The organism is Lysinibacillus sp. UBA5990, assembly GCF_002429815.1.
Lineage (GTDB): Bacteria > Bacillota > Bacilli > Bacillales_A > Planococcaceae > Lysinibacillus > Lysinibacillus fusiformis.
The window spans coordinates 174,653-199,631 of sequence record NZ_DJAY01000003.1 but is presented as its reverse complement, the minus strand read 5'-3'; the positions used below and the strand labels follow the sequence as shown (position 1 = coordinate 199,631).

At 37.2% G+C, this 24,979-nt stretch carries 20 protein-coding genes; 4 read left to right on the top strand and 16 right to left on the bottom strand.

Annotated features, from left to right (window positions below; all coding sequences use genetic code 11):
• Positions 1 to 234: 234 nt before the first annotated feature.
• The 7 genes from B3D94_RS02440 to putP all read right to left on the bottom strand — a co-directional run bounded on the left by B3D94_RS02440 (position 235) and on the right by putP (position 9,450).
• Positions 235 to 1,287 carry a hypothetical protein gene (locus tag B3D94_RS02440; RefSeq protein ID WP_069482871.1) on the bottom strand — a complete coding sequence of 351 codons (1,053 nt, stop codon included), beginning with the start codon at positions 1,285 to 1,287 and terminating at the stop codon, positions 235 to 237.
• Between the two features lie 40 nt (positions 1,288 to 1,327).
• A complete protein-coding gene (gene menC / locus B3D94_RS02435) occupies positions 1,328 to 2,434 on the bottom strand; it encodes an o-succinylbenzoate synthase (RefSeq protein ID WP_069482872.1) in 1,107 nt (368 codons plus the stop codon).
• A gap of 21 nt (positions 2,435 to 2,455) precedes the next feature.
• Entirely contained in the window at positions 2,456 to 3,280 is an 825-nt protein-coding gene (locus B3D94_RS02430; protein WP_069482873.1) for a GNAT family N-acetyltransferase, read from the bottom strand.
• Positions 3,280 to 4,425 carry a M20 peptidase aminoacylase family protein gene (locus tag B3D94_RS02425; protein WP_036121158.1) on the bottom strand — a complete coding sequence of 382 codons (1,146 nt, stop codon included), beginning with the start codon at positions 4,423 to 4,425 and terminating at the stop codon, positions 3,280 to 3,282. The genes B3D94_RS02430 and B3D94_RS02425 overlap by 1 nt, the downstream gene beginning before the upstream one ends.
• A 207-nt stretch (positions 4,426 to 4,632) precedes the next feature.
• Entirely contained in the window at positions 4,633 to 6,120 is a 1,488-nt protein-coding gene (locus B3D94_RS02420) for a peptide MFS transporter (RefSeq protein ID WP_069482874.1), read from the bottom strand.
• Between the two features lie 418 nt (positions 6,121 to 6,538).
• The gene (gene hflX / locus B3D94_RS02415) at positions 6,539 to 7,825 is read right to left on the bottom strand and encodes a GTPase HflX (RefSeq protein WP_069482875.1); all 1,287 of its coding nucleotides are present in this window, start codon (positions 7,823 to 7,825) and stop codon (positions 6,539 to 6,541) included.
• A gap of 137 nt (positions 7,826 to 7,962) precedes the next feature.
• On the bottom strand, positions 7,963 to 9,450 hold the full coding sequence (gene putP, locus B3D94_RS02410) for a sodium/proline symporter PutP (RefSeq protein ID WP_069482876.1): 1,488 nt from the start codon (positions 9,448 to 9,450) through the stop codon (positions 7,963 to 7,965).
• A 189-nt stretch (positions 9,451 to 9,639) separates the two neighbouring features.
• Here putP and B3D94_RS02405 point away from each other — a divergent pair, with 189 nt between their 5' ends.
• The gene (locus B3D94_RS02405; protein WP_069482877.1) at positions 9,640 to 10,800 is read left to right on the top strand and encodes a class I SAM-dependent methyltransferase; all 1,161 of its coding nucleotides are present in this window, start codon (positions 9,640 to 9,642) and stop codon (positions 10,798 to 10,800) included.
• A gap of 265 nt (positions 10,801 to 11,065) precedes the next feature.
• Here the strand turns inward: B3D94_RS02405 and B3D94_RS02400 are convergent, their stop codons facing one another.
• On the bottom strand, positions 11,066 to 12,385 hold the full coding sequence (locus B3D94_RS02400; protein WP_193833272.1) for an ABC transporter permease: 1,320 nt from the start codon (positions 12,383 to 12,385) through the stop codon (positions 11,066 to 11,068).
• Position 12,386: 1 nt separating this feature from the next.
• Positions 12,387 to 13,073, bottom strand: a complete 687-nt coding sequence (locus B3D94_RS02395; RefSeq protein ID WP_069482879.1) for an ABC transporter ATP-binding protein — start codon at positions 13,071 to 13,073, stop codon at positions 12,387 to 12,389.
• A 422-nt stretch (positions 13,074 to 13,495) separates the two neighbouring features.
• Between B3D94_RS02395 and B3D94_RS02390 the strand changes: the two genes are divergently transcribed.
• The 3 genes from B3D94_RS02390 to B3D94_RS02380 all read left to right on the top strand — a co-directional run bounded on the left by B3D94_RS02390 (position 13,496) and on the right by B3D94_RS02380 (position 17,371).
• Complete coding sequence (locus B3D94_RS02390; protein WP_008175190.1) at positions 13,496 to 14,116, top strand: DUF47 domain-containing protein; 621 nt, start codon at positions 13,496 to 13,498, stop codon at positions 14,114 to 14,116.
• A gap of 21 nt (positions 14,117 to 14,137) precedes the next feature.
• Complete coding sequence (locus tag B3D94_RS02385; protein ID WP_036121178.1) at positions 14,138 to 15,154, top strand: inorganic phosphate transporter; 1,017 nt, start codon at positions 14,138 to 14,140, stop codon at positions 15,152 to 15,154.
• Positions 15,155 to 15,259: 105 nt separating this feature from the next.
• On the top strand, positions 15,260 to 17,371 hold the full coding sequence (locus tag B3D94_RS02380) for an MMPL family transporter (RefSeq protein ID WP_291754275.1): 2,112 nt from the start codon (positions 15,260 to 15,262) through the stop codon (positions 17,369 to 17,371).
• A gap of 41 nt (positions 17,372 to 17,412) precedes the next feature.
• On the opposite strand, the gene B3D94_RS02375 is transcribed toward B3D94_RS02380, so the two are convergent.
• The 7 genes from B3D94_RS02375 to B3D94_RS02345 form a co-directional block, all read right to left on the bottom strand.
• The gene (locus B3D94_RS02375) at positions 17,413 to 18,021 is read right to left on the bottom strand and encodes an alpha/beta hydrolase (RefSeq protein WP_069482881.1); all 609 of its coding nucleotides are present in this window, start codon (positions 18,019 to 18,021) and stop codon (positions 17,413 to 17,415) included.
• A gap of 233 nt (positions 18,022 to 18,254) precedes the next feature.
• Complete coding sequence (locus B3D94_RS02370) at positions 18,255 to 18,716, bottom strand: hypothetical protein (protein ID WP_069482882.1); 462 nt, start codon at positions 18,714 to 18,716, stop codon at positions 18,255 to 18,257.
• Between the two features lie 130 nt (positions 18,717 to 18,846).
• A complete protein-coding gene (locus tag B3D94_RS02365; RefSeq protein WP_069482883.1) occupies positions 18,847 to 19,470 on the bottom strand; it encodes an NUDIX hydrolase in 624 nt (207 codons plus the stop codon).
• An 11-nt stretch (positions 19,471 to 19,481) separates the two neighbouring features.
• Positions 19,482 to 20,579, bottom strand: a complete 1,098-nt coding sequence (locus B3D94_RS02360) for an AI-2E family transporter (protein WP_008175205.1) — start codon at positions 20,577 to 20,579, stop codon at positions 19,482 to 19,484.
• A gap of 209 nt (positions 20,580 to 20,788) precedes the next feature.
• Positions 20,789 to 22,486, bottom strand: a complete 1,698-nt coding sequence (locus B3D94_RS02355) for a M3 family oligoendopeptidase (protein ID WP_291754268.1) — start codon at positions 22,484 to 22,486, stop codon at positions 20,789 to 20,791.
• Between the two features lie 77 nt (positions 22,487 to 22,563).
• Positions 22,564 to 23,139, bottom strand: a complete 576-nt coding sequence (locus tag B3D94_RS02350; RefSeq protein WP_291754266.1) for a YdcF family protein — start codon at positions 23,137 to 23,139, stop codon at positions 22,564 to 22,566.
• A 78-nt stretch (positions 23,140 to 23,217) separates the two neighbouring features.
• Positions 23,218 to 24,960, bottom strand: coding sequence for a methyl-accepting chemotaxis protein (locus B3D94_RS02345; protein WP_069482886.1), 1,743 nt, complete (start codon positions 24,958 to 24,960; stop codon positions 23,218 to 23,220).
• Positions 24,961 to 24,979 lie beyond the last annotated feature (19 nt).

The window sequence follows — 24,979 nt, the reverse complement described above, 5'->3', positions numbered from 1 at the left end:
TGATTATCATTACTCACGATTTCCATTATAGTCATGTTTTCATTCTCAGTCAACCTGCAAATGAGAATTATTCTCGGTTTATTTTAAAGGAACTAGAAAACGTGTCTAATTAATGAAATATTAGTGTTTTCGGCAAATTTTATACCTTAAATAATTCACTATTTCTACAATTTTTTTATCCAAACAAAATGGTAATTGAGAACATCCCTTCGTCTCAATTACCATTTTTATTCGTTATATTATTCGTCTCACTTTTCTTAACCATGCTGAAATAATGAATATGATTAATACCAAACCTACATATCCCATTACTGCATAGAGCTTAGCTACAAGCGTCGTAAATCCAGCGAGACTGGCTAAAAAGCCTAAAATTCCTATAAAAACAACCGCTACTTTAAAGCTAGGTCTATCAGGCTTAAAGAATCTTACCATAAAAGAATAGAGCATCCCTACTGCAGTATTGTAAATCATTCCTAATAGAGAGAATGTCATTAATAGCCCAACCAATGGATGAATTTCATTTGCTAAAGCTAGCATAGGAATATCTAATCCTATAACAACGTTCATTTTTGCAAGAAGAGAAAAATTAATAAGCAGAATTAAAGCGCCTAATAGAATTCCGCCAATTATGCCCCCCATTCCAGCTATCTTATCATTGCGCACCGAGCCGCACATCACCGTTAATAATGAGAAACTTACCCCAATATTAAATGACATATATAACAAAGCGGTCACCCACCAACTTTTCGAACTTATTTGTGCCTGCTGGGCAATTACCGCTTGTTCGACAAAGGTAAGATCCATCGTAGCAATGGCATAGATAGCAATAATAGAAACAATAGCTAATAAGTACGGAGTTGCTAGTGCAATAATATTAATAATACTTTTAACATCCATCATCACTGTGGCTATGGTTAGCAGTATCATACATATACTCCCTAGCCAAATAGGTAGTCCAAACATTTGCTGTAATGTTGCACCCGCACCAGCAAACATAATAACAGCCACGCCAAATAAAAACAGTGATAATAAATAATCCAATACAAGACCAACAGCATTACCAGAAATCTGATAAATCAAATCCTTGTGGGATGCAGTGCGTAATCTTGAGCTAACCTGGGCTACACACATACCAACAATAGAGAAACCAACCATCGCTAAAAGGGCACCATAAACCCCTTTAAAGCCATAGCTTGTAAAATAGAGGACAATTTCCTGTCCAGATGCAAATCCTGCACCAACGATAATTCCTACATAGGCACCGCCGATTTGCAAGCTTTTTTTCAATCAGTTCTCTCCTCGTTTTTTCCTTTATTGCAAATGATTTTTATTGATAGACCTCTTTGCTAATCGTTAGCTTATCAATAACAGCCCTATTAGGTGTATAACCAATGCCGATTTCTTGAGGTACATCAATATATCCATTTTTGACAACGACTTCTGGCATAATAATATCCTCATACCAATAATGACTAGAGCCTGCAGTATCTCCAGGCAAAATAAAATGACTAAGCGAAGTTAAGGCAATATTATGTGCTCGTCCGATTCCTGCCTCTAACATTCCTCCACACCAAACGGGAATTTGATTCTCCTTACAGAGGTCATGAATCCGTTTCGCCTCTGTTAAACCGCCAACTCGTCCAATTTTAATATTGATTACACCACAGCTCCCTAGCTCAATTGCTTTACGAGCATCTTCAAACGATGTGACACTTTCATCTAAACATACTGGTGTTTTTATGTTTTTCTGTAGGGTTGCATGATCCACTATATCATCAGTAGCTAATGGTTGTTCGATCATTAATAAGTTGCAATCATCTAGCTGTTGGAATACGGCGATATCATCCAACGTATAAGCTGAGTTCGCATCGACCATTAAAGGTAAATCTGGTAATTCTGCACGGATTGCACGCACCACTTCTACATCATAGCCAGGCTTAATTTTCACTTTCACCCTTTTGTAGCCCTTTTCCATATGGCTTTTTATTACTTCTATTAATTGAGCTGTTGAAGCTTGAATACCTACGCTGACCCCAACTTCAATACGTTGTTTTTGCCCACCTACAGCACTTGCAAGTGATTGCTTTGTTTGTTGGGAATAAATATCCCAAATAGCACCCTCTATCGAAGCTTTCGCCATGCAATTTCTACGAATAGGAGCAAACAATGTAGTCACCTCATCAGGATGCCCAATCTCTTTATGTAGCAAGATGGGTATTAGAAAATCTTTCAGCATATGCCATGTCGTCTTTAAAGTCTCCTCTGTATACCAAGGCGCTACAAAAGCTACCGTTTCTCCCCATCCAGTAATCCCAGATTCATCTTGTGCTTCTATTAATAACAGTTCTTTTTCATTGATTGTGCCAAAGCTTGTTGTAAATGGTGCTTTCATCGGCATTTTAATATGTCTTAACGTTATCTTTTCTACTCTCACAAACTTCACTCCTTATAATTATTATAAGGCTAATAAGGAGCGTCTGACTAACAGATAGCTATGGACATATTCTGGTTGCTTCTTGACGCGTACAATTGCATAGTCTTGATTGAATAAAGTTGTTAAGATTGTTCTAATTTTATAGCGCCAATCCTCAGCTAGTTTAGGACTTTCAACTTTCACTTTCTGCAAATATTGAGGAATCGGTAACAGATAGGCATCCTGATGAAAGGATTGTTCCATTTGAAATGTATTATCTACGTCTAGGACTGGCAAGCCATCGACAGTTAGTGTCCACGGTACGATTTCATCTGCGATCTCTTCTAATTCGTCAATGCTATCCGCCATTTGTTCTCGCTCTATCCACCACTCTACAACTAGCCTATCTGATGGTAATCCTTCATTAAAGTCATCTTGAAGAGCGCCGTAATAATCATTTTCGTATTGATAACTGAAAGAATTTAGCTTTAAAAATGCTAAATTTGCTAAACTCACCTCCAAAGGCTCAAATAACCATCGAACCAGCTGAAATCCATTTTCTTTTGCATATTCTTGCTGAGCGTGCTTTAATAACTCACCTACACCTTGTTCACGATATGCTTTCTTTACACCAATCATGTGTGAATGTAAGTATATTTCTCTATCATGATAGCCCACAAAACAATAGTTGAAGCCAATTAGCTTTTCTTCTAAATAAGCACCTAAAACTAATCCGCCATTTTGTACAGCTGCTAGTAATTGATGAGAGGGTATTGCTTGGCTTCCCCATATTTCAGCATTCAACTTTTGGACCTCTGCAATTTCTATAGGTGTCTTTACTTTGCGAATATGCACTTGCTCTAACATTATGCTGACGCCTCCTTTGTATCCGTTGATTCCAATGCTAACAAAACTGCTCTCGTAAGAATCTCCACGCCCGTAACAAGTCTTGCTTGTTTAAACTTCATTTTGGGATGGTGTAACCCTGGTGATAACCCACATCCTAAGCCCAACATTGTTGTTTTTAAGTGTGGTCGTTTTACCGCATAATGATGAAAATCCTCTCCACCAGGTGTGTGTACCGGCTTTCTTAAATTTGATAATCCGGCAGCTTGTATAATTGCTTGTTCCATAATATATTGTGCACTCGTATCAACTTCTGCGGCTACAATATTGGCAACAGTACGTAATTCAATCTGCACCTTATGCAATAACTTAGAGGAATCAATAACACGTTTGACCCCTTGCGCTAAATCGTCCATAACATTATTTTGTTGGGCTCGAATATCAATCGTAAATGAGGCATTACCAGGTATAATATTGCCTGATTCTCCCCCTGCATGAAACTTTGTCATTTTCACCGAAACAGGTACCATTGGATCGGTATGAATGGTTCGTAAATCTTCAATGATGGTAGCCCCTACTTCGATTGCATTAATGCCAAGGTGTGGTCTTGCAGCATGTGCATCTTCCCCAATGATCTCCCCTTCAAGTAAACGAGAGGCACCATGATACAAGGCAGCACAGTATGTACCATCCTCTAGCTCATGGACTGGTCTTACATGAACTCCAAATAAATAGTCGAGCTCATCAATTACCCCTTCTTCTAAGACCGCTAATGCTCCAGTCCCTTTTTCTTCAGCCGGTTGGAAAATGACACGGATTGTACCATTAAATGATGGCTGTTGTTCTTTTAATAATAAGAGTGCACCAATAGCCATTGTCATATGTCCATCATGCCCACAGGAATGGTTGGCACGGAAATGGCCATCAACCTCCTGCCATAATGCGTCTATATCTGTTCGTAAACCTACTTTAGGACTACCATGACCCACATCCACATAAAGACCTGTAGAATTTTTAAAACGAATTGGCGAAAATCCTTCTTCAGTTAATAAGTCTACTATATAATTAGTTGTTTCTACCTCATGCCAGCTAATTTCCGGATTGGCGTGTAAATACGTAAAAATCTCCATTAATCTTGACCTCAAACGGTCCAATTCTTCTTTCATAACATCCAACCCCTTAAAATTTTCTTATAATTATGATTATTATAGCGAAAATAATGATCTTCTACATAGAAACTTATACCCATACTCAATAAAATTACTACTTAAGATAATATATTTCGCGCTAGACTTCATAAATGGACATTTATTTAGATAACAAAAAAAGATGTAAATACAGCCCATTAGTCAGACTATATTTACATCTTTAATTTAGTTAATACCTTTCATTGCCTTTGAAATAATCGGCGATAAAACTAACAATAATATACCAATGACAATTGAAAGCGAACCTAAGAAGCCAAAGTATGTGAATTCGCTTACAACTTCATAAACCTTTACTAACTGCGCATTAATTGCTTGTGCTGCCGCACTTGTTAAAAACCATAAAGACATTGTTTGTGCAGCAAATGCTTGTGGTGCCAATTTCGTCGTAGCAGATAAACCAACTGGTGATAATAATAATTCACCTACAACTACTAAGAAGAATGACAGTACTAACCACCAAGGACTAACTAATGTTTCTCCGCCAGATAAATGTGCTGGAATCATCATGACAAGGAATGATAGACCTGCAAAGAATAAGGCGTAAGAAAACTTACGTGGTGTAGTTGGCTGCTTGTCTCCCCATTTAAGCCATAACATCGCAAATAATGGTGCCATTGTTATAACAAATAGCGGGTTTAATGACTGGAACCACGAAGATTGAAGCTGAATGCTACCAATACTTAGTTGTGTACGTTCGTCTGCATACGTAGCCAGAATTGTTGCCCCTTGTTCTTGAATCGCCCAGAACATAACGGCTGACAAGAATAATGGAATATAGGCAAGAAGTCGAGATTTTTCATCTTTTGTTGTCTTTTTACTACGATACATATAAATAAAGAAGAATGTTGGAATTAATACACCTAGAGCTGTAATGATTAAACTGAATACATTCATTGTTAAAGTACCCGTTTTAATACCAATAGCACCAAGAATAATAATCAGTAAAGCAATAATACCAAATTGCGCAAAGACTTTTTTACGTTCTTCAGGCTTTAATGGGTTATTAACTTGTAAACCCGCTAAGCCTAAGTATTTTTTCTCTGTCAACTTATAAACAATTAACCCAATGAACATCCCTAAACCAGCTAAACCAAAGCCTAAGTGGAAGCTATACTTTTGTCCAATTGTTCCGACAATAAATGGTGCAATGAATGCCCCCATATTAATACCCATATAAAAAATAGAGAAGCCTGCATCACGACGGCTATCTGTTTCAGCGTAAATATCCCCAACAATACTTGAAACGTTTGGTTTTAATAACCCAGTCCCCATTACGATAAATGCCATTGAAGCAAATAGCATCGTTACACCGCCAGGCAGTGCTAGCAATAAGTGACCAATCATAATTAACACGCCACCATAAAAAATAGTTCTACGTGTTCCTAATACTCGGTCAGCAATCCATCCACCTATAATACCTGACATATAAACGAGGGAACCATAAATGGCCATAATAGAGTTCGCTGTACCGCGGTCTAGACCTAATCCACCCTGATTCAATTCGTAATACATAAAGAAGATGAGAATTGCTCGCATACCATAATACGAGAAACGTTCCCAAAATTCTGTGAAAAACAAAGTAAAGAGCCCTTTAGGGTGTCCAACAAAGCCATTTTGAGGGACAGATTTTACAACTTCATCTTTACTAGACATACAATACCCTCTCCCAATTAAAAATATTCTCTTGAAAAAACATTATTACCCTAAAATAAGGATTAAAAAACTGTGTTTCATCATACTAAAGTGTTTTTTTAACTTTAGCAAGAGTTTTAAAAAATGTTGAAAATTTATCATTTTTCTTTAAATTCTGACTGTTCGTTTTGATAATTATTAAATCCTTTGATATATCTAAGTTTTCTCACACTTCCATAGTGCAAACTTGTTTTCTGAACATTAAATTATTCTAAAATATTTAAAATTCAGATTTATAACTTTTTATCCAAATTTAAACTATCTTTTCTAAAAATTATTAAAATACGCACATGCTGTTGTTCTAGATTCTATATTCCCCTTAATCACAAAAAGCATGCCAAAATTTTTTTGGCATGCTTCAGGGTATTTTTTCATTTTATTAATTTACAACGTATTGCTGATATTTTGCATAATCGGCTTCTTTAACTTCAAGCGATAATAAAGTACCGCCCTCTTCGTATGCTGTATTAGAAACAGAGGCATGTTCATTTAAATAAGAAACAATATTCCCTTGGTCATAAGGTATGAGCATTTCACACGTCACATAATCGGAGAAAATGTGTTGACGAACTAATTGAATTAATTCTTCTAACCCTACCCCTTGTTTTGCTGAAACCCAAATATTATCCCCACTTACAACAGGGTAAGGCACTTGGGCAAGATCAGCTTTATTGTAAACATAGATGGTTGGGATACCTTCAACTCCTACCGCTTTTAACGTTTCATTTGTAACGTCCATCATAAAACCATGCTCTGAATTAGAAACATCTACGACATGTAATAAAAGATCTGCATCTCGTGCCTCTTCTAATGTGGAGCGGAACGCTTTTACTAGATGATGAGGCAATTTGCTTACAAATCCAACTGTATCCGTTAATAAAAATGTCTTTTTATCAGGTAGCTCTATCTGACGAACTGAGGTTTCAAGCGTAGCAAAAAGCATATCCTTCTCAAAGACTTGTTTATGCTCTTCTTGTCCTATCTCTACCAGCAACTGATTCATAATCGTTGACTTTCCAGCATTTGTATAGCCGACAATAGACACTACCGGAAGGGCATTTTTTCGACGCTGTTTACGCTGCGTTTCTCGTTGATCCTTGACCTGCTCTAGATCCTTTTTGATTTTCGCTATTTGATCTTCAATTTTTCGACGATCCAATTCTAGCTTTGTTTCCCCAGCACCTCGGTTTTTGAAGCCACCACCCGTACCTCCACCTTGACGGCTTAAAGAGGCATGTAAGCCCACTAAGCGTGGGAGCATATATTGAAGCTGTGCTAGTTCTACCTGCATTTGTGCCTCTCGTGTTTTCGCACGTCGGCCAAAAATATCTAAAATGAGCATTGTTCGATCTATAACTTTCGTTGCTAGATCACGCTCTAAATTACGAATTTGTGACGGTGATAGCTCATCATTAAAAATAACGAGATTTGCTTGTGCTTCTTCATAGAAATTTTTGATTTCTTCTATTTTACCTGTACCAACATAATGGGAAGGTGTCACGCGCTCTAAATTTTGCGTAACTACCCCTACAACCTCCACATTGAGAGCCTCTGCTAAATTTTGAAGCTCTTCCATTGAATAATCAAAGTGCGCATCATTCCGTAAATTTACGCCAACGAGAATGGCCTTTTCAATTAATACATCAACTTCCTTAATTCTATCCATTAGAAACCTCCCACCAAAGCCTCGGTGACCCTACGACAAATTTTCTTCATCTTACCATAAATTACACCTGTCCGTATGTTCGGAACGTTATGAAAAACGTTTCAAAAAATGCGCCTCTTAGAAAAGGCGCATTTCCTTTATTTTCTTTCTTCTTTTAATAATACTTCCGAACGGTTAAACTCTTCTTCAATTTCTTCATTATGTCTATACGTCAATAGACTAACAATAACCGCAACGATTAAACATACAAAGAAGCCTGGCACAATTTCATATAGGGCACTTGATAATGATTCAACTTTCCCCCAAATAAATGCTGTTGCAGCACCCGTTACCATGCCACTTAAAGCTCCGTAATTCGTTAACTTTCTCCAATATAAAGAAAGTAAAATGACTGGCCCAAATGCTGCACCGAATCCTGCCCATGCAAAACCAACTAAACTTAAGATCGAGCTATCTGGATTCCAGGCTAAAATTGCTGCAATAATCGCAACAACTAAAACAGCCATACGCCCAACAAAAACATAATGTTTATCAGTTGCTGTTTTGTTAAACAATGCTTTATAAATATCCTCTACAAGTGCCGAAGAGGTAACGATTAATTGCGATGAAATGGTACTCATAACAGCAGCTAAAATGGCCGCTAGCATAATTCCAGCTATAAATGGATGGAACAAAATTTGTCCAAGTACAATAAATACTGTTTCAGCGTCTTTTAGCTCACCTGCATTTTGTTCATAATAAGCTACCCCTACTAACGCTGTCCCAATGGCGCCAAATAAACTTAACATCATCCAGCCAATACCAATACGACGAGCCTGCTTTGTTTCCTTTACAGAGCTGATGGCCATAAAGCGCACTATAATATGTGGCTGCCCAAAATAACCTAATCCCCAAGCAAGTGAGGAAATAATACCGGCAGCTGTTGCAGTGGCAGGTAACATGTTTAGAAGATCTGGGCTAACTGCTTTAATAGAAGTAATTGTATCCCCTATCCCACCTGTTACAAAAAGACCGAATAGTGGTACAGTAATAAGTGCTATAAACATGATAAGTCCTTGTAAAAAATCAGTATAACTTACTGCTAAAAATCCACCGAACAATGTATAGGCTACTACTACTGCCGAAACAATTAACAAACCTTTATGATAATCATAACCAAATGAGCTATCGAAAAATTTGCCCCCTGCTACCATCCCTGAAGATACATAAAATGTAAAAAATATTAAAATAATGATACCTGAAGCAATTCTGATTAACTTCGTATGATCTCGTAATCGATTATCCAAATAACTCGGTATTGTAATGGAATCATTGGTAACCTGTGTATAAACGCGTAACCGTGGCGCTACTAATAACCAGTTTAAATAAGCGCCTACTGTTAACCCAATGGCAATCCAAGCCTCAACAAGACCTGATAAAAAAATGGCACCAGGTAAGCCCATTAAAAGCCAGCCAGACATATCTGCCGCACCCGCACTTAGAGCCGTTACAGCCGGACCTAAGGAACGACCACCAAGCATATAATCTGTTAAATTGGATGTTTTAACGAATGCATACCAGCCTATCGCTAGCATGGCGACCATATAAATAATAATTGCTAATAATTGATACATATTATCTGACATACTTTTTCCTCCTATTCAGTCTTTAGTATCACCAATTCATAAAGAAATACTATACATAAAGATACCATGAACATACAATTCTACCTATAATTACTCAGAATTTTTGTGAAATTTTTTTCAAAAACATTGTTCGTTATAAAATGTGTTAAACTAGTGCCATCTATTACACAATAAAGTAGGCGAAAATGTATGACATTTGAAGAAATGAAAGTTCATCTCATAGAAAGAATTTTACAGCAACAGCTAGTTACTGCCACAATCAGTCAACCTCGCATGAAATCTAATGAAGTTAAACGCATTAAGTTAAAGCCCTTAATGTTAAAGAATAGTTATCATATACAAATTGAATACCAATATGAACGAATTTTAAAACATGAAAATATTCAATTGACCGAATTTCCCGTTAAGATGGAGGCTATTTTCGAAGATTATCGCCAAGCCCATGTTGATTTTATTGATGAAAAAGTACAAGTACAATTATCAAAAAAGAATAAAGTACTTTGGAAATCCGATCAATCGGCTACGCCTAAGCAAGTTAATTTGGCACATAATCGTAAAAAAAATTACTTACTTTCGGATGATCAACCTTACCCGTTTTTAATTCGGCTTGGCGTGCAAACAGAGGATGGAAAAGTTAAAAAACAAAAATACGATAAATTTAAGCAAATTAACCGCTTTATTGAATTTATTGACGATGCTTTATCCTACTTACCCAAAAATCGGCAAGTTCGTATTTTAGATTTTGGATCAGGCAAATCGTATTTAACGTTTGCGTTGTATCATTATTTAAAAATCGAAAAAGGTCTAGATATACGTGTAACAGGCTTAGATTTGAAAAAGGAAGTTATTGAAGAGTGTTCAAGAATAGCACAGGATCTAGGCTATGACCAGCTTGAATTTCTTGTAGGAGATATTAATGATTATAATGAAGAATCCGCTGTAGACATGGTCGTAACACTGCATGCGTGCGATGTTGCCACAGATATGGCTTTAGCCCGTGCCGTGAAATGGGGCGCAAGCGTCATATTAAGTGTACCTTGCTGCCAACATGAATTGAATCGACAACTAAATACCCCTTCATTGGACATTATGTTACAACACGGTCTTGTCAGAGAGCGTTTCGCCGCCCTTGCTACTGATTCCATTCGAGCTGAAATCTTGTCCCTTGTGGGCTATGAAGCACAGCTTCTTGAATTTATTGATATGGAAAATACGCCTAAAAATATTTTAATCCGAGCATACCGAACAGGAAAAAAAGCAAGTGTAGTGCAACGTGCTAACTATGATGCTTTCTTAAATTTATTACATGCAACACCATTTTTACAAAATGAGTTAAAAGATTATTTATAACATACAAAAATGGCAATCGGACCACCTCGGACTATAGACAAAATTTAAGTGTGGCTATAGTCTTTTTTCTTTTACAGTGTAATGAAGGAAAGCTGTTGTTTTCCACGGAAAACGTCCAGCGAAAATATTCACTCCGTCCATGTTTACCTTTGAACAGGCTACAAGCGTAGAGCATATTCGTTGTCACCAATAATGAAAAAAACCATCGAGAGTGAAAACTTCTCGATGGTTTTGTCTACAGTCTAAGGCAAGCAAGCCAACCTTACTATAGCTCTTGTCGCAAAGCATGGATGACATCAATTTTCGTCGCCTTACGAGCAGGACGATAACCTGAGATCATCGCTACTCCAATACTAATAGCTGCTGCAATAACGACTAACTGCCATGGAATAAGAGAGAATGTAATATCATTAGTAGCAAATGCATCTTCTCCCGTCGCTGCTTTTAGAATCAAAGGTAGCACTGCATTTGCCGCAAAACTAATGGCATATGAAATGATAACCGCAATTAAGGTACCTAAAAGCCCAATAAACGTACTTTCCATTAAAAATAAACGTTGGATTAGTTTCGGACTTGCACCGATCGCTTTTAATACACCTATTTCACGAGTTCGCTCTGTCACCGCCATTGTCATCGTATTGAAAATACCGATGGAAGCAATAAGCACCGCAATTGTACCAACAAATATCAAACCGATTTTTAATACTAAGAAAAATACATTCATTTGATCTAATTGCTCCGTCACTGAATAGACACTGTAGCCATTATCTTTGAGTTTTTCTAAAATTGGCTTTACGTTTTCCATTGTATCAGCAAAAATATTGAATTCTGAGTAAAACAACTCCTCCTCGGTTGTATCACCAAGAGCAGAAAAATTCTCAAGTAATGCTGGCTTTTGTGCTATGTCCATATGAATAGTATTATCAATCATCCAATCATACGAAGGTTTCTCCATTACACCAACAACTGTATAGGTCATTTTTTCTGTTTCCTCATTGTTACCAGTGTTAGGCAATAGTGATATGTTAATGTTCTGTCCAATTAACGAATTTTTATAGCCCTCATCACTTCCATTATAATAGGTACCGTCTGCTTCAGCCTTTTTGCTTTTTTCTTTAATCACATTGCGATCTGCCTCATTCAATAATGTTTGTGCAAAATGATAGCCTACCACTATTTCATTTGGTTTTGATGGATAAGCACCTTCCGCAAGCTTGCCATTCACCTGCTCAAAATCCTTCATATCGTTCAAAACTAAACTAGAAGTTGTATCACGATCACCTAAAAAAGAATGTGCAGAGGCATTCATGCCCACCGTTTCAAGTACTGTTTCCACATGATCTATCTTTTTAATTTCTTGGACCTGATCCTCTGTAAATTGTTTATCCCCATACACTTGAATTTTCGTAACTGTTTCATTTGAAAGAATTTCATTACGTAAAGATTCCTGTAATCCAAAACCTACCGATGCTAATACAATGAGGAAAGCGCAGCCCATCGTTGCAGCTAGAACCGTCATAAAAACTCTCAATTTATTTTTCTTTATATGCTGCGTGACAAAGTCTAATTGATCCTTAAATAACATATTAAGCTTCCTCCTTTACCAGTTCGCCATCATACATACGGAAGCGTCTATGTGCGATCGTCGCCACTTCTTCATCATGAGTAATAATGACAAAGGTTAACCCAAACTCACGGTTTAAACTTTGAATAAGCATTAAAATATCTTGCTCTGTTTCTGAATCCAAACTTCCTGTTGGCTCATCTGCCAGCAATATAGGAGGATTCGTGATGAGCGCTCTTGCAATACTTACACGCTGTTGCTGCCCACCTGATAATTCATTTGGGTAATGATCGGCAACTTCTGTTAGACCAACCTTGTCCATTATTTTTTTCACTTTTTCTTTTCTCATTGCTTTGCGCGATCCTTGTAGCTTCAAGGGTAACTCAATATTTTCGAATGCCGTCAAGCCAGGCATTAGTTGAAAGTTTTGAAAGATAAAACCGAATTGTCTCAAGCGAAATGCTGCACTTTCTGTTTCATTTAGTTGTGCTGTTTCTTTACCATTCACTTTAATAGAACCCTGCTCAACCTTCATAAATCCAGCTAAAACTTGTAATAAAGTTGACTTTCCAGAGCCACTTTTTCCGACAATTGCTACAATCTCTCCTTTATTAACCTCAAAGTTCACGCCTTTTAAAACGGGAACCTGCTTTTCCTTTCCTTTTTTTCCGATTAAAAATGTATGTTGTAAGTTTTCAACTTGAATCATTTGTTAATAAACACTCCTTTCTCACTCATTTCTCATTGTAGAAAACAATTCTTAATAAAGAGGAAGGATAAAAATGAAGATATTCTTAAGAATAAGGAGAGACTCCTACTAAAACAAATTGAATTTACACTCCCTTTACAATTCAAGTAGTATTTTCACTGATTTTCATAGTAAATCACAAAAAAATCTGTACTAAACACTGTTAGTAGTTGCAAAAAACCAAGTAATAAAGGGATTTACCTGTACTATTAAGAACAAACACAGTTTAATCTCCCTTTATTTTGTGAACGAATTGTATATTACAGCAATGTAAATTTTTATGTCGAATATAAAATTTTTATGTAGATAAATTAAAGATTTTGTTATGATAGTAAAGTTTAGAGGTCGATTAATTTATTTATATCCAGGAGGATTCGATTTACATGCTTAACTCAAAAAAACAAGACCCTTTCTTTATTGCATTGCATAAAATTGCTGAAAATATGAGAGAGGCTGTGCATTACGCAAATGATTTTCGTATTAACAGTGTAGCTGACCTAAAAGAGATTAGCATTACAATGAAAAATTACGAAACTGCTGGCGATAAGCTCATTCATGAACTGATCGTAATGCTAAACAAATCATTTATGACACCTATTGAGCGTGAAGATATTTTAGAGTTTGCCATTCGTATGGATGATATTTTAGATGGTACAGAACATTGTATTGCCCATTTTGAAATGTTTTCACTCACAGAAATTGATGAATCCATGCGCACTTTCCTAGGCTATATTTCTAAAAGTGTGGATGAAATTGTCAAAGCAACTGAAGAGTTAAAGAAAAAGAATCTAATTGGTATGCGCCCTCACGCTATTCTAATTAAAGACTATGAACGTGAATGTGATGAAGTACAACGTTCTTCCATTAAACAACTGTTTTTAAACGAAAAAGATCCGATTCGCCTCATTAAATTTAAAGATATATATGAACAACTTGAAGATATCGCTGATCATTGTCAAAACGTAGCTAATACTATGGAAACAATTATCATGCGTAACGCATAATTAGGAGATGGGCACTTTACAATGAATACAATCATTATACTAACCGTACTGGTCGTCATCTTTGCCCTAACATTTGACTTTATCAACGGCTTCCATGATACTGCAAATGCTATTGCAACGTCGGTTTCCACTCGAGCATTGCCACCTCGTGTAGCGATCATCATGGCCGCAACCATGAACTTTATCGGCGCTATCACTTTTGTAGGGGTTGCTAAAGCTTTAACAAAAGACATTGTAGATCCGTTTTCTTTAAATGCCTTTGAAGGAGACACAACCGGTTCAGTCGTTATTTTGGCCGCACTAATTTCAGCTATTATTTGGAATTTACTTACATGGTATTTCGGTATTCCATCAAGTTCTTCCCACACATTGATTGGCTCTATAGCAGGTGCTGCTGTCGCATCTGCTGGCTTCGATGTATTAAACTATGGCGGCTTTACTAAAATCCTTATGGCGTTAGTGTTTTCTCCAATACTGGCTATTTGTGCTGGTTTTATTATGATGACACTATTTAAATTATGGTTTAAAAACCTTAACTTATATCGCACTAATAAAGGTTTCCGTACGATGCAAATTTTCACCGCAGCCATTCAATCGTTCACACATGGTACGAACGATGCGCAAAAAGCAATGGGGATTATGACAATGGCTTTAATCGCTGGAGGGTTGCATAGCGGTGATGAAATACCTTTCTGGGTACGTGCTGCTGCTGCCACAGCTATGGGTCTAGGTACATCTATTGGTGGTTATAAAATTATTAAAACCGTTGGCGGTAAGATTATGAAAATTCGTCCTGTTAATGGGGTAGCGGCAGACTTAGCGTCAGCAACAGTTATTTTTGGTGCGACGTTAATCCATCTACCTGTATCTACAACACATGTTATTTCTTCATCGATTATGGGTGTTGGTTCTGCACAGCGTGTACGTGGCGTTAACTGGGGAATGGCCCGCAAGATTGTTACTACTTGGGTTATTACAATGCCTATTTCAGCCGTAATGGCATCCGTTATTTATTTCGTCCTATCATTATTCTTTTAATAACAAGGCTCCTGTCTAATAAATAGACAGGAGTCTTTAGTTTGTCACACGACAAAATGTGACACATCCTTTAAACTAATTGAAAAGGGGGATACATAAACAACTATGAAAACTTTTTCAACTTTTATTACCACACATGCAAAAGCAATCGTAGCTCTGTGGATTATTATTTTTCTAGCCATGGCTTATTTTGCTTTACAGCTTCCTGGTAAACTTCAAGGGGATGGCTTTTTTGTTGAAGCGGATCATAACTATGTCACAAAAGAGCTAGCAAAAACATTCGATATACCAACCAATACAATCTTGGTTGTGTTCGATCCAGCTCAGGATAAGAAAATTGAAGATACTTTAAATAAACTTGATCACATAAAGGAAATACATTCCATCCAGTCACCTTTAGAGGACTCTTCTTTACGTAAAGATGGGATTGCCTATGCTATGGTCCATTTAAAAAACGATGCTGAAAACCTTTCTGAAATCGTTGAGGATGTCCGTTCATTAATTGAAGAAGACGGAGTTCATATTACGGGTGGACCAGTTATTTCCGCTGACATTAATACAGCCAGCCAAAAGGATTTAGCATCTGCTGAGGCCATAGGGTTACCTATTGCCATTATCGTCCTATTATTGGCTTTTGGTACGGTTATTGCTTCTATTTTACCAATTATCATTGGGGTTGTTACAGTTGTAACCGCCTTTGGTATTATGACATTACTTAGCGGTAGCGTGAATCTATCCATTTTCGTTTTAAATATTGTTCCAATGCTTGGTCTTGCTTTAAGTATTGATTTCGCACTATTGTTTATTAATCGTTACCGTGAAGAGCGTGCTCACACATCCATTGCACAAGCTATTCAAATTGCCATCCAGACAGCTGGACGCTCCATCATCTTTTCTGCAGTATGTGTCATGATTGGTTTAGGTGCAATGATCGTCATTGATGTAGAAATATTCCATAATATCGCTCTAGGAGGCACCATAGTAGTTCTATTAGCTGTTCTTTCCGGCTTAACCTTACTCCCTGCGACGATGATGCTTTTAGGCGACCGACTCAATAAATGGCGTCTATTACGTGTTAAACCAGGAGGCGCAAATCGTTGGCGGAGCTTTGCAGGTTTTGTCATGAAACATCCAGTCACAATCGTAATTGCTGCATTATTAATACTTGGTATCGGAATGCCCCCATTAAAGGACATCCAATTAACGATTCCTCAAGTAGATTCCCTACCGACAAAATATGATGCACGTGTAGCGTACGATAAATTAGATGAAACGTTTGGACTCGGTGAAACATCTACTTTATATTTGTTAGCTGAACGTAAAGAAGGCTGGGAGGATGCTGAAGCTAGGGAGCTGATTTACACTATTCAAGAAAAGTTATTAAAAGATCCACTTGTTACTAATGTTTCAACTATCTATACAGCCGCAAACATTCCAACACCTAAGGAACTCTCTGCTTCTTTAGCAATCCCACAGGTGGCGGAGCAATTAAAACCGGTTATTCAAACCTTTTCAAAAGATACAAAGCTATTCATCCCAATTACCATTGATGCAGCTGGTTCTTCCACTACTGCCCAAAAATTTGCACGAACTTGGATGGATAAAGATTTAGGTGTACACTTTGCACTTGGAGGACCCGCAAAATTTAACCAAGAGATATTTGATGAGATCGCTAATAAAATTGTTTTAGCGATAGCCATAATCATCGTGTCCACTTTCTTTATTTTAATGCTGGCATTCCGTTCAGTATTAATTCCGTTAAAGGCCATTATTATGAACATTATTGGGCTTTCCTCTGCCTTCGGAATACTCGTCTATATTTTCCAATACGGACATTTTGGCATTGAGGCAGGATCGATTGTTTTGATTATCCCAGTTATTGTTTTCTGTCTTGTTTTTGGCTTAAGTATGGACTACGAAGTCTTTTTAATTTCTCGTATCCAAGAGGAATATTTAAAAGGCGCCAACAATACACACGCTACAATAGAGGGACTGACATCCACAAGTCGGATTATTACTTCAGCAGCGCTCATTATGATTGTTATTACAGGAGCGTTTGCCTTCACAGATGTCATGCCTGTGAAACAAATTGGTGTTGGTATAGCCATTGCTGTTGCTATTGATGCCACAATCATTCGTCTTATGCTTGTACCAAGTCTCATGAAACTATTTGGTGATTGGAACTGGTGGCTTCCTTTCGCAAAGAAAAATAAATAATAAAAAATCCGCCTCCTTGTTCAAGGAAGCGGATTTTTTCTCTATGCATAAATACTGTTATACCACTCTTTTGCTGCGTGAACTTCAGGAATCGTTAGCTGATGTCCGAAATCAAACCAGTTCGTCGTCACAGTCGCACCCGCCGAACTTAAAAGAGCCTCTAAATCCTCTGATTCTTGTGCTGTACACATCGGATCATTTGTACCTGCACCTATAAAAACAGGGATAGCAGATAGCTTAGGTAGCTCTATCCCTCGTCTCGGCACCATTGGATGATGTAATATAGCTCCTGCTAAAACGTCCTCGTAGTGGAATAATAAGCTAGCCGCAATATTAGCACCGTTTGAATAACCGATAGCTACAATTCGTTGACGATCAAAGCCATATTGCTGTGACGCCTCGTTCAAAAATTCATTCAGTTCATTTGTACGAATGATTAAATCCTCTATATCAAAGACACCTTCCGCTAGTCGACGGAAAAACCTTGGCATTCCATGTTCTAGTACATTGCCTCGTACACTTAATATATTGGCTGTATCATCAATTTCCTTGGCAAGTCCAATTAAGCTTTCTTCATTACCACCCGTGCCATGCAACAACAATAGAGTTGGTTTTGTTTCGTCTGTTCCTTTATAAAAAATGTGTTTCATTGACAGTCCACCTCTCAATTATCTTGAATTCGAGATAATTGTAGCCTGTGGCAAAATTAAATTCAAGCTCTTTGACTTATTAATTTCGCGATTTTCACGATTGGGTTGTTCCTCATGGTTTTTATAAAAATTAGTTATAGTAAAAACTGATAGTAAACACGCCACAATCACAACAACAATAACAATTCCCACTAGTTTTTTCCCGTTCATTCTATGATAATCCCCCGTATTTATTATTTCTTTTTACGAAAGCCTTCTTCTAGCAAATATTCTTTTGCTGCATCATACGTACCAAACGCCTCTTCAAGATTTTCCCCATGGTAGACATTCCAAGAACGTTGTTCAAATACTAGCTGTAATTGATCACCCTCTCGACTATGCCAAATCTCGATAATCGGTTCTTCCGTCTCTACCTCTTCAGATAGATATTGAATAGCATCCGCAATAATCTCACGAAGTTGTTGCTCATCATAATCACGGATATTTACTAATCCTTTATTAGCCTCTTGCTCATAGCGCAATAAATCTCCAACAAAGATAAAGCCATTGCCATTCGGATGTAGCTTTTCAACTACAATTGTCTTTTCATAAAGACTGTCCATAAAGTGATAATTTAAGCGTTTTAATGATATTTCCTTTTTCGTTAGTTCAGAAAATGATTCAATAATTGCTTGTTTTTGTTCAAATGTTAGCATATAAAAAATGCTCCTTTTCTTTACAATCTATCTAACAGTATAACTTATTTTTTCCTGTTATATTGTGTACATTCTCATCATTTTTACAAAGAAAATAGGATAAGCTATTTTCTAGCTTATCCTACCCAAATTAGGATGTTTGATTAAATATTTTCTCACGCGCAAATTTAATCACATGTGCAACATACAATTCACGATAAGGAACAAATTGTGCCGTTCCAACTGGTCTGACAATTTTCATACGTTGACCATCAGGGAAGTATTCGTATCCTTCAATATTCAGTGTTGTCGTTTCTCCCAAGAAGAAAGCTTCGGCCTCATTCAGTCTTGCTCTTACTACACCTGATACTTCCTCATATTGTAAAGCAAAGGAATTCCAATCATGCTCGAAAGGATATATGTAGACATGGCAAAATTCATTATCAATCATATTTTCAGAAACGATACTACAAGAGGTCATGCCCATTTTGACAACATCTTGGACATCTATTTGGAGCCCTAATTCTTCTTTTACTTCTCGTATACCTGATTCCACTGTTTCAACAGCTAGAAGATGGCCTGCTGCTGTAATATCGAGTAAACCTGGATAATCCTTTTTCTGCGAGCTTCGTACTTGAAAATAAATATAGTCCTCATTGACAAGCCAGCAATGAAATGTCTCATGCCAAAGCCCTTTTTCATGTACTTCCGACCGCGTAGCTGTCCCAATTTCCTCATGCCGTTCATTAAATACCTTTACAATTTCTTGTTCCATTGTTTCGACTCCTATACTGATTTCGTCGCTTTTTTCTTAATTGCATTACGTTGATCATAAATATTGGATACGATAACTTTCAATACTGCATAAAATGGTACAGCAATAATAATTCCTATAAAGCCTGCAATATTCCCTGCTGCTAGAATAATTGTAATAACAGTTAGTGGATGGATATCGAGCGATTTTCCCATCACGTTAGGTGTAATAAAGTTGCTATCAATTTGTTGAGCAACAAGCGTCACAACGGATACCCAAACAACTAAAATAGGGTCCTGAATAACCGCTACAATTAGGGCTGGCGTAAATGCGATCCAAGGCCCAATAAATGGAATCATATTCATAAAGAATGCAAAGATTACTAATAATAACGAATATTCTAATCCAATAATTAAGTAACCCACATACATAATTAGCGCTAATAAAAAACTAATTTGCAGTTGGCCCTGAATATAACTACGTAAAACATCATCAATTTCACTTAATGTTTTCTTAACCCATTGCTGACGTTCGCCACTGAAATATTTATAAATAGATGGTGCAAATTTCTCATGATCCTTCAACATAAAAATAAAGAAGAATGGGATTAAAACAGCTAATAATGATACAGACACAATGGATTGTAAAAAGGAAATAAACCCTTTACTCGCCACCATTGCAACATCTTGCACAGAGTTCGCCATTTTTTCAATTACATCATTTACCTGCTGTGGGAAGTTATCTTTATTGAGTAGTACATAGTCTGTTAATTGCTGAATACTCGTACTAATACTTGAACTAATCATAGGGGCATTCTTCACTAATTTATTGACCTGCTCGGCAATCGGGTTCCCAATAATCCAGCCAAAAACCCCTGCAATCCCTATGAGGCCGAACACAATCGTCAATATGCTTGCCCATCTAGGGAATTTACGCTTTTCTAAAAATCTCTGAATCGGTTCAGTCACATAATAAAAGACACCCCCAAGTAGTAAAGGGATAAAAATGGCTTTTAAAATGATAACTAGAGGTGAAAAAATCCAATGAATCTCTATAAAATATTTAATAATTAATAGTGTAAGTAGTATCCCTACACCTACTTGAAACCAAACCTTCCTCGTCACTTTCATTCACTTCCTTTAATCGCCGTTACTCAAGATACTACTGATATATTAACCATTTCGCAAGTATCCTAGTATGTTTTGACTCAATCAATTTTTTCTGTGCGAATTTAATACCAGATTTTCACGTTTACTTATAAAGTTCCCTTCAAACAAACTAAAAAATTCGCTCACTTCCACTATACTAGTCGTGGAAGTGTAGCGAATTTCAGTATTTATTATAGCGAGGAATCGTCTACAGAATTTAGGTATGCCTCAATCTCACCAATAACTGATTCGACACAGCCATCTTCAAATGGTGAAATTAAGCCTGCCTCTTTTACAAGCTTTGTAAATGACATGGATCCACCTAAACCACATAGATGAATATAGTCTTTCCAAGCCGCCTCAAATTCTTCACGTGAACGCTTCCAGAATTGGAAGGCACAAATTTGTGCTAGCGTGTAATCAATATAGTAGAACGGACTAGCATAAATGTGACCCTGACGTTGCCAAATCCCACCTGCTTCGAGGTAGCTATTGTGATCATAGTCACGATGTGGCAAATATGTTTCCTCAATTTTCTTCCATGCTGCCTTACGCTCAGCTGGTGTCATTGTAGGATTTTCATAAATAATATGTTGGAATTCATCAACTGCAACACCATATGGTAAGAATAAAAGACCACTACTTAAATGTGTAAATTTATATTTTTCTGTATCTTCTTTAAAGAATAGCTCCATCCATGGCCATGTGAAAAATTCCATACTCATCGAATGGATTTCACAAGATTCGTAAGTTGGCCATAAGTATTCAGGAATGCCGATGTTACGGCTTGAATAAACTTGGAAGGCATGTCCCGCTTCATGAGTTAACACATCGATGTCACCTGAAGTGCCGTTAAAATTCGAGAAAATGTACGGAGAATGATAGTTTTCGATAAATGTACAATACCCGCCACTCTCTTTTCCTTTCTTCGCCACTAGGTCCATAAGGTCATGATCGATCATAAAATTGAAAAACTCTCCTGTTTCAGGTGATAGCTCCTCATACATCTTTTTACCATTTGCCACAATCCATTCTGGATCACCCTTTGGCGTCGCATTGCCTGATAAAAAGTTCAGTGCTTCATCATAGAACTTTAAATCGTCAATCCCAATACGCTTCGCCTGACGCTCATACAGCTTTGTCGCTACAGGAACAATTAAGTCGCGAACTTGATCACGGAATTTCTTCACCATCTCAGCATTATAATCAATACGATTCATTCGAATATAACCAAGCTCAACATAGTTGTTATAGCCTAGTTTAACTGCAATTTCATGGCGTACTTTTACAAGTTCATCGTATAAGCGATCAAATTCCTCTTCATGCTCCGCAAAGAAACCAAAGCGTGCATTTGTTGCTTCTTTACGTGTAGCTCTATCTGTAGACTCTGCAAACGGTCCAAGCTGAGCAAGTGTTAAAGTCTCACCATTAAATTCGATTTGTGCAGATGCTACAAGCTTATTATACTCAGAAGCTAGCTTATTTTCTTTTTGCATCAAATCAATGACTTCTGGTGAGAACCCTTTAATTTGATAGTTAGCGAGATCGAATAATTGTTGACCCCATTTTTCTTCTAGTTGCTCACGGAAAGGTGAGGCAATCAATGCTTTATAATATTCTGTTGTTACTTCTTCTAGCTCAGGACTAACTTCATCGAAATAGTCGCGCTCTGCTTGATAAAATTCATCGTTTGTATCGATCGAAGCACGAATATACACTAAGTTAGCCATTGTAGCAAAGTCATTACTAATAGCATTTAATTTTTCAATGATGCTACTTTGTTCGTCCATCGATTGCGCTTTTTTAAATTGGTCGACGAGCGCTAATTGTTGCTCTTTCATCCCCGCAACATGTGGACGGTTGTACTCATAGTCTTTAAACGTTTTCATTGAAGTCCCCTCTTTCTGTCATATACCCCGTGATATTTCTATTATATGTCAAATCTTAGCTATTAAGAAACAATTTTTTAATAACCTACAATATATGTTTTTAGTAATGCCGCTCTCTCTCTTATTTTTAGTTTAGCTTCTACCGACTTTGGCGTTTTAGCTGACACTACATCTACTTCAAAATCTAAAGACTCGGCTAAATATTTTGCACGTTTTAGGTGGAAGTCATTTGAAACAATCGTAATTTTCTTTGTTTCCTTTGGTAAAAGTTCTTTAGAAAACACTAAATTTTCATACGTGGAGGTGGACTGATCCTCCTCGATAATTCTTGTAGCATCAATACCATTTTGCTCGAGATACTCTCTCATTACAGATGCCTCCGTTCGATCTTCATCTGGTCCTTGTCCCCCTGACACAATGACCTTCGCTTGGGGATACTTTACTAAATATGGAACGGCCACCTCTAATCTACTTTTTAAAGAAAGTGATGGTACACCTCCTGGTTTTACTTTCGCTCCCAGTATGATCATATAATTAGCCGAGCCATCTGCCTTTGCTTCCACCCCACGTTCAATTTCCTTTCCCAACCAAATATAGAGGACAATTGCTATAACTATTAAAACAACACCTACTCTAATCAACCATTTTTTCACAAATCAACCCTCCCTTACCTTTTATTAACGTGACTACAGAAAAAAAGGATGCTTGATTACCAAGCACCCCTAATAATTTTATCTTAAAATAAAGCGTTTAATGGATTCCTGTAACGCTGTAATCTCATCTGTTAAATCATTGGAAGATTCACTAATAAGCTGAATCGCTCGTTGTTGCTCATCTACCGATGCTGTTACCTCTTCAGAAGCAGCGGCATTTTTTTCACTGATCATTGCAATACTTTCAATGGATTTCATCATATCATTCTTAGCGCTATTTACATATTCTACGCCATCGGTCATATCTCCAATAATTGAAATGATTTTTTCCACAGCCATTTTGATTTCTTTGAAGGAAGACTCTGTTACCATGACAGAATCATTTTGTTGACTTACAATGACGTGAGTTTTCTGCATTTCATCATTGACTAAATTTGTTTCACTCTCAATCCCCTTTAAGGTAGTGCGAACTAGCTCCGTTGCTACGGATGTTTGATCAGCTAGCTTTCGTACTTCCTCTGCGACCACAGCAAATCCTTTGCCATGTTCACCTGCTCGTGCAGCCTCAATTGATGCATTTAGAGCAAGGAGATTGGTTTGATCAGAAATCTCTGTAATGGTCCCTACAATGCCTTCAATTTCGCGTACCTTCACAATTAAACTTCCAAAAACGGACTGAATATTCTGAATAAGCATTGAAGATTCCTGCGACTTATTCTTTAAACTAGCGATATTAACGATACCCTCTTCATTTGATTTTTGCATATGTTGTGATGCATCTAGCATTAATTCATTTTTATCGTGCAATCCTTCAATTTGTTGAGCAAACTCAGTAGCTGTTCGATTTGTATCTTCCGCCTCTGATGCTTGTTTTACGGCGCCATTCGATACTTCATTAATAGCTTTAACGATTTCATCGCCATAAGCATTTGTTTCTTCAGCAACCGCGGTTAAATTTGACGATGTCGATTGAATTTCTACAATTGCTTCTTCTACATCTGAAATTAGTGTTTTTAATTGATCAACCATTTCATTGAAGCCCTCATTTAACTGGCCAATTTCATCTGTACGCTGTAAATGCTCAATATCTACAGTTAAATTGCCCTTTGCTACTTCACGTACGCGTTGCGATAATTTTTTGACTGGTAATGCCAAATGCCTAGAGACTATAATAACAACCATAACACCTATGATAATAGCACCCGCTAACGTCAAACCAATGACTAATAGTAACGAGTTTGCCTCTGCATTAAAATCCTGCATATATGTACCTGATGCAATAATCCATCCCCAATGTGGATCTTTTGCTGAATAAATAATTTTATCCGCCAATACATTCTGGCCTGGTAGCTCAAATTCGTATTTAGTAAAACCTCCACCATCCAATGCTTGGTCAGTTACTTCCCGAATAAAGTAATTTCCACTACTATCTTGATCGTTCCAAAGATTATCACCTTCTCGAGTAGGGTGTGTTGTTAATGTTCCCTTATCATCTAATACATAGATATAGCCGTATTCCCCCAAGTCACCTGGATAATTAATTGGCCGCTTCCCTTCACTATCCTTAGGTCCCAAGAAAGCCTCGCGTACCCGTTCCTGTGCTACATCTAAAGGTATATCTCCCTTTTCGACACTTTCATTGGCGAGTTCAATTATTTGCAAAGCAGATTGAACACTATTATAAATTACTTGCTCTCCTATATCCTCCATACCATTCTTCGCCTTACTATAACTAACCACGCCAATTATTAAACTTGGAATAATTAGTAGTGCCAATGAAATAACGACTAGTTTCCCCTGTATCGAACGTAAAAACCTCATACTTTAGCCCCCCTTATTC

Coding starts and splice junctions, on each gene's coding strand:
- B3D94_RS02355 (WP_291754268.1), bottom strand. CDS start 22,486: ATGAAAACGTTTAAAGACTATGAGTACAACCGTCCACATGTTGCGGGG.
- B3D94_RS02405 (WP_069482877.1), top strand. CDS start 9,640: ATGACATTTGAAGAAATGAAAGTTCATCTCATAGAAAGAATTTTACAG.
- B3D94_RS02370 (WP_069482882.1), bottom strand. CDS start 18,716: ATGCTAACATTTGAACAAAAACAAGCAATTATTGAATCATTTTCTGAA.
- hflX (WP_069482875.1), bottom strand. CDS start 7,825: ATGGATAGAATTAAGGAAGTTGATGTATTAATTGAAAAGGCCATTCTC.
- putP (WP_069482876.1), bottom strand. CDS start 9,450: ATGTCAGATAATATGTATCAATTATTAGCAATTATTATTTATATGGTC.
- B3D94_RS02430 (WP_069482873.1), bottom strand. CDS start 3,280: ATGTTAGAGCAAGTGCATATTCGCAAAGTAAAGACACCTATAGAAATT.
- B3D94_RS02395 (WP_069482879.1), bottom strand. CDS start 13,073: ATGATTCAAGTTGAAAACTTACAACATACATTTTTAATCGGAAAAAAA.
- B3D94_RS02360 (WP_008175205.1), bottom strand. CDS start 20,579: ATGAAAGTGACGAGGAAGGTTTGGTTTCAAGTAGGTGTAGGGATACTA.
- B3D94_RS02345 (WP_069482886.1), bottom strand. CDS start 24,960: ATGAGGTTTTTACGTTCGATACAGGGGAAACTAGTCGTTATTTCATTG.
- B3D94_RS02425 (WP_036121158.1), bottom strand. CDS start 4,425: ATGAAAGAAGAATTGGACCGTTTGAGGTCAAGATTAATGGAGATTTTT.
- B3D94_RS02400 (WP_193833272.1), bottom strand. CDS start 12,385: ATGTTATTTAAGGATCAATTAGACTTTGTCACGCAGCATATAAAGAAA.
- B3D94_RS02375 (WP_069482881.1), bottom strand. CDS start 18,021: ATGAAACACATTTTTTATAAAGGAACAGACGAAACAAAACCAACTCTA.
- B3D94_RS02420 (WP_069482874.1), bottom strand. CDS start 6,120: ATGTCTAGTAAAGATGAAGTTGTAAAATCTGTCCCTCAAAATGGCTTT.
- B3D94_RS02385 (WP_036121178.1), top strand. CDS start 14,138: ATGAATACAATCATTATACTAACCGTACTGGTCGTCATCTTTGCCCTA.
- B3D94_RS02390 (WP_008175190.1), top strand. CDS start 13,496: ATGCTTAACTCAAAAAAACAAGACCCTTTCTTTATTGCATTGCATAAA.
- B3D94_RS02380 (WP_291754275.1), top strand. CDS start 15,260: ATGAAAACTTTTTCAACTTTTATTACCACACATGCAAAAGCAATCGTA.
- B3D94_RS02365 (WP_069482883.1), bottom strand. CDS start 19,470: ATGGAACAAGAAATTGTAAAGGTATTTAATGAACGGCATGAGGAAATT.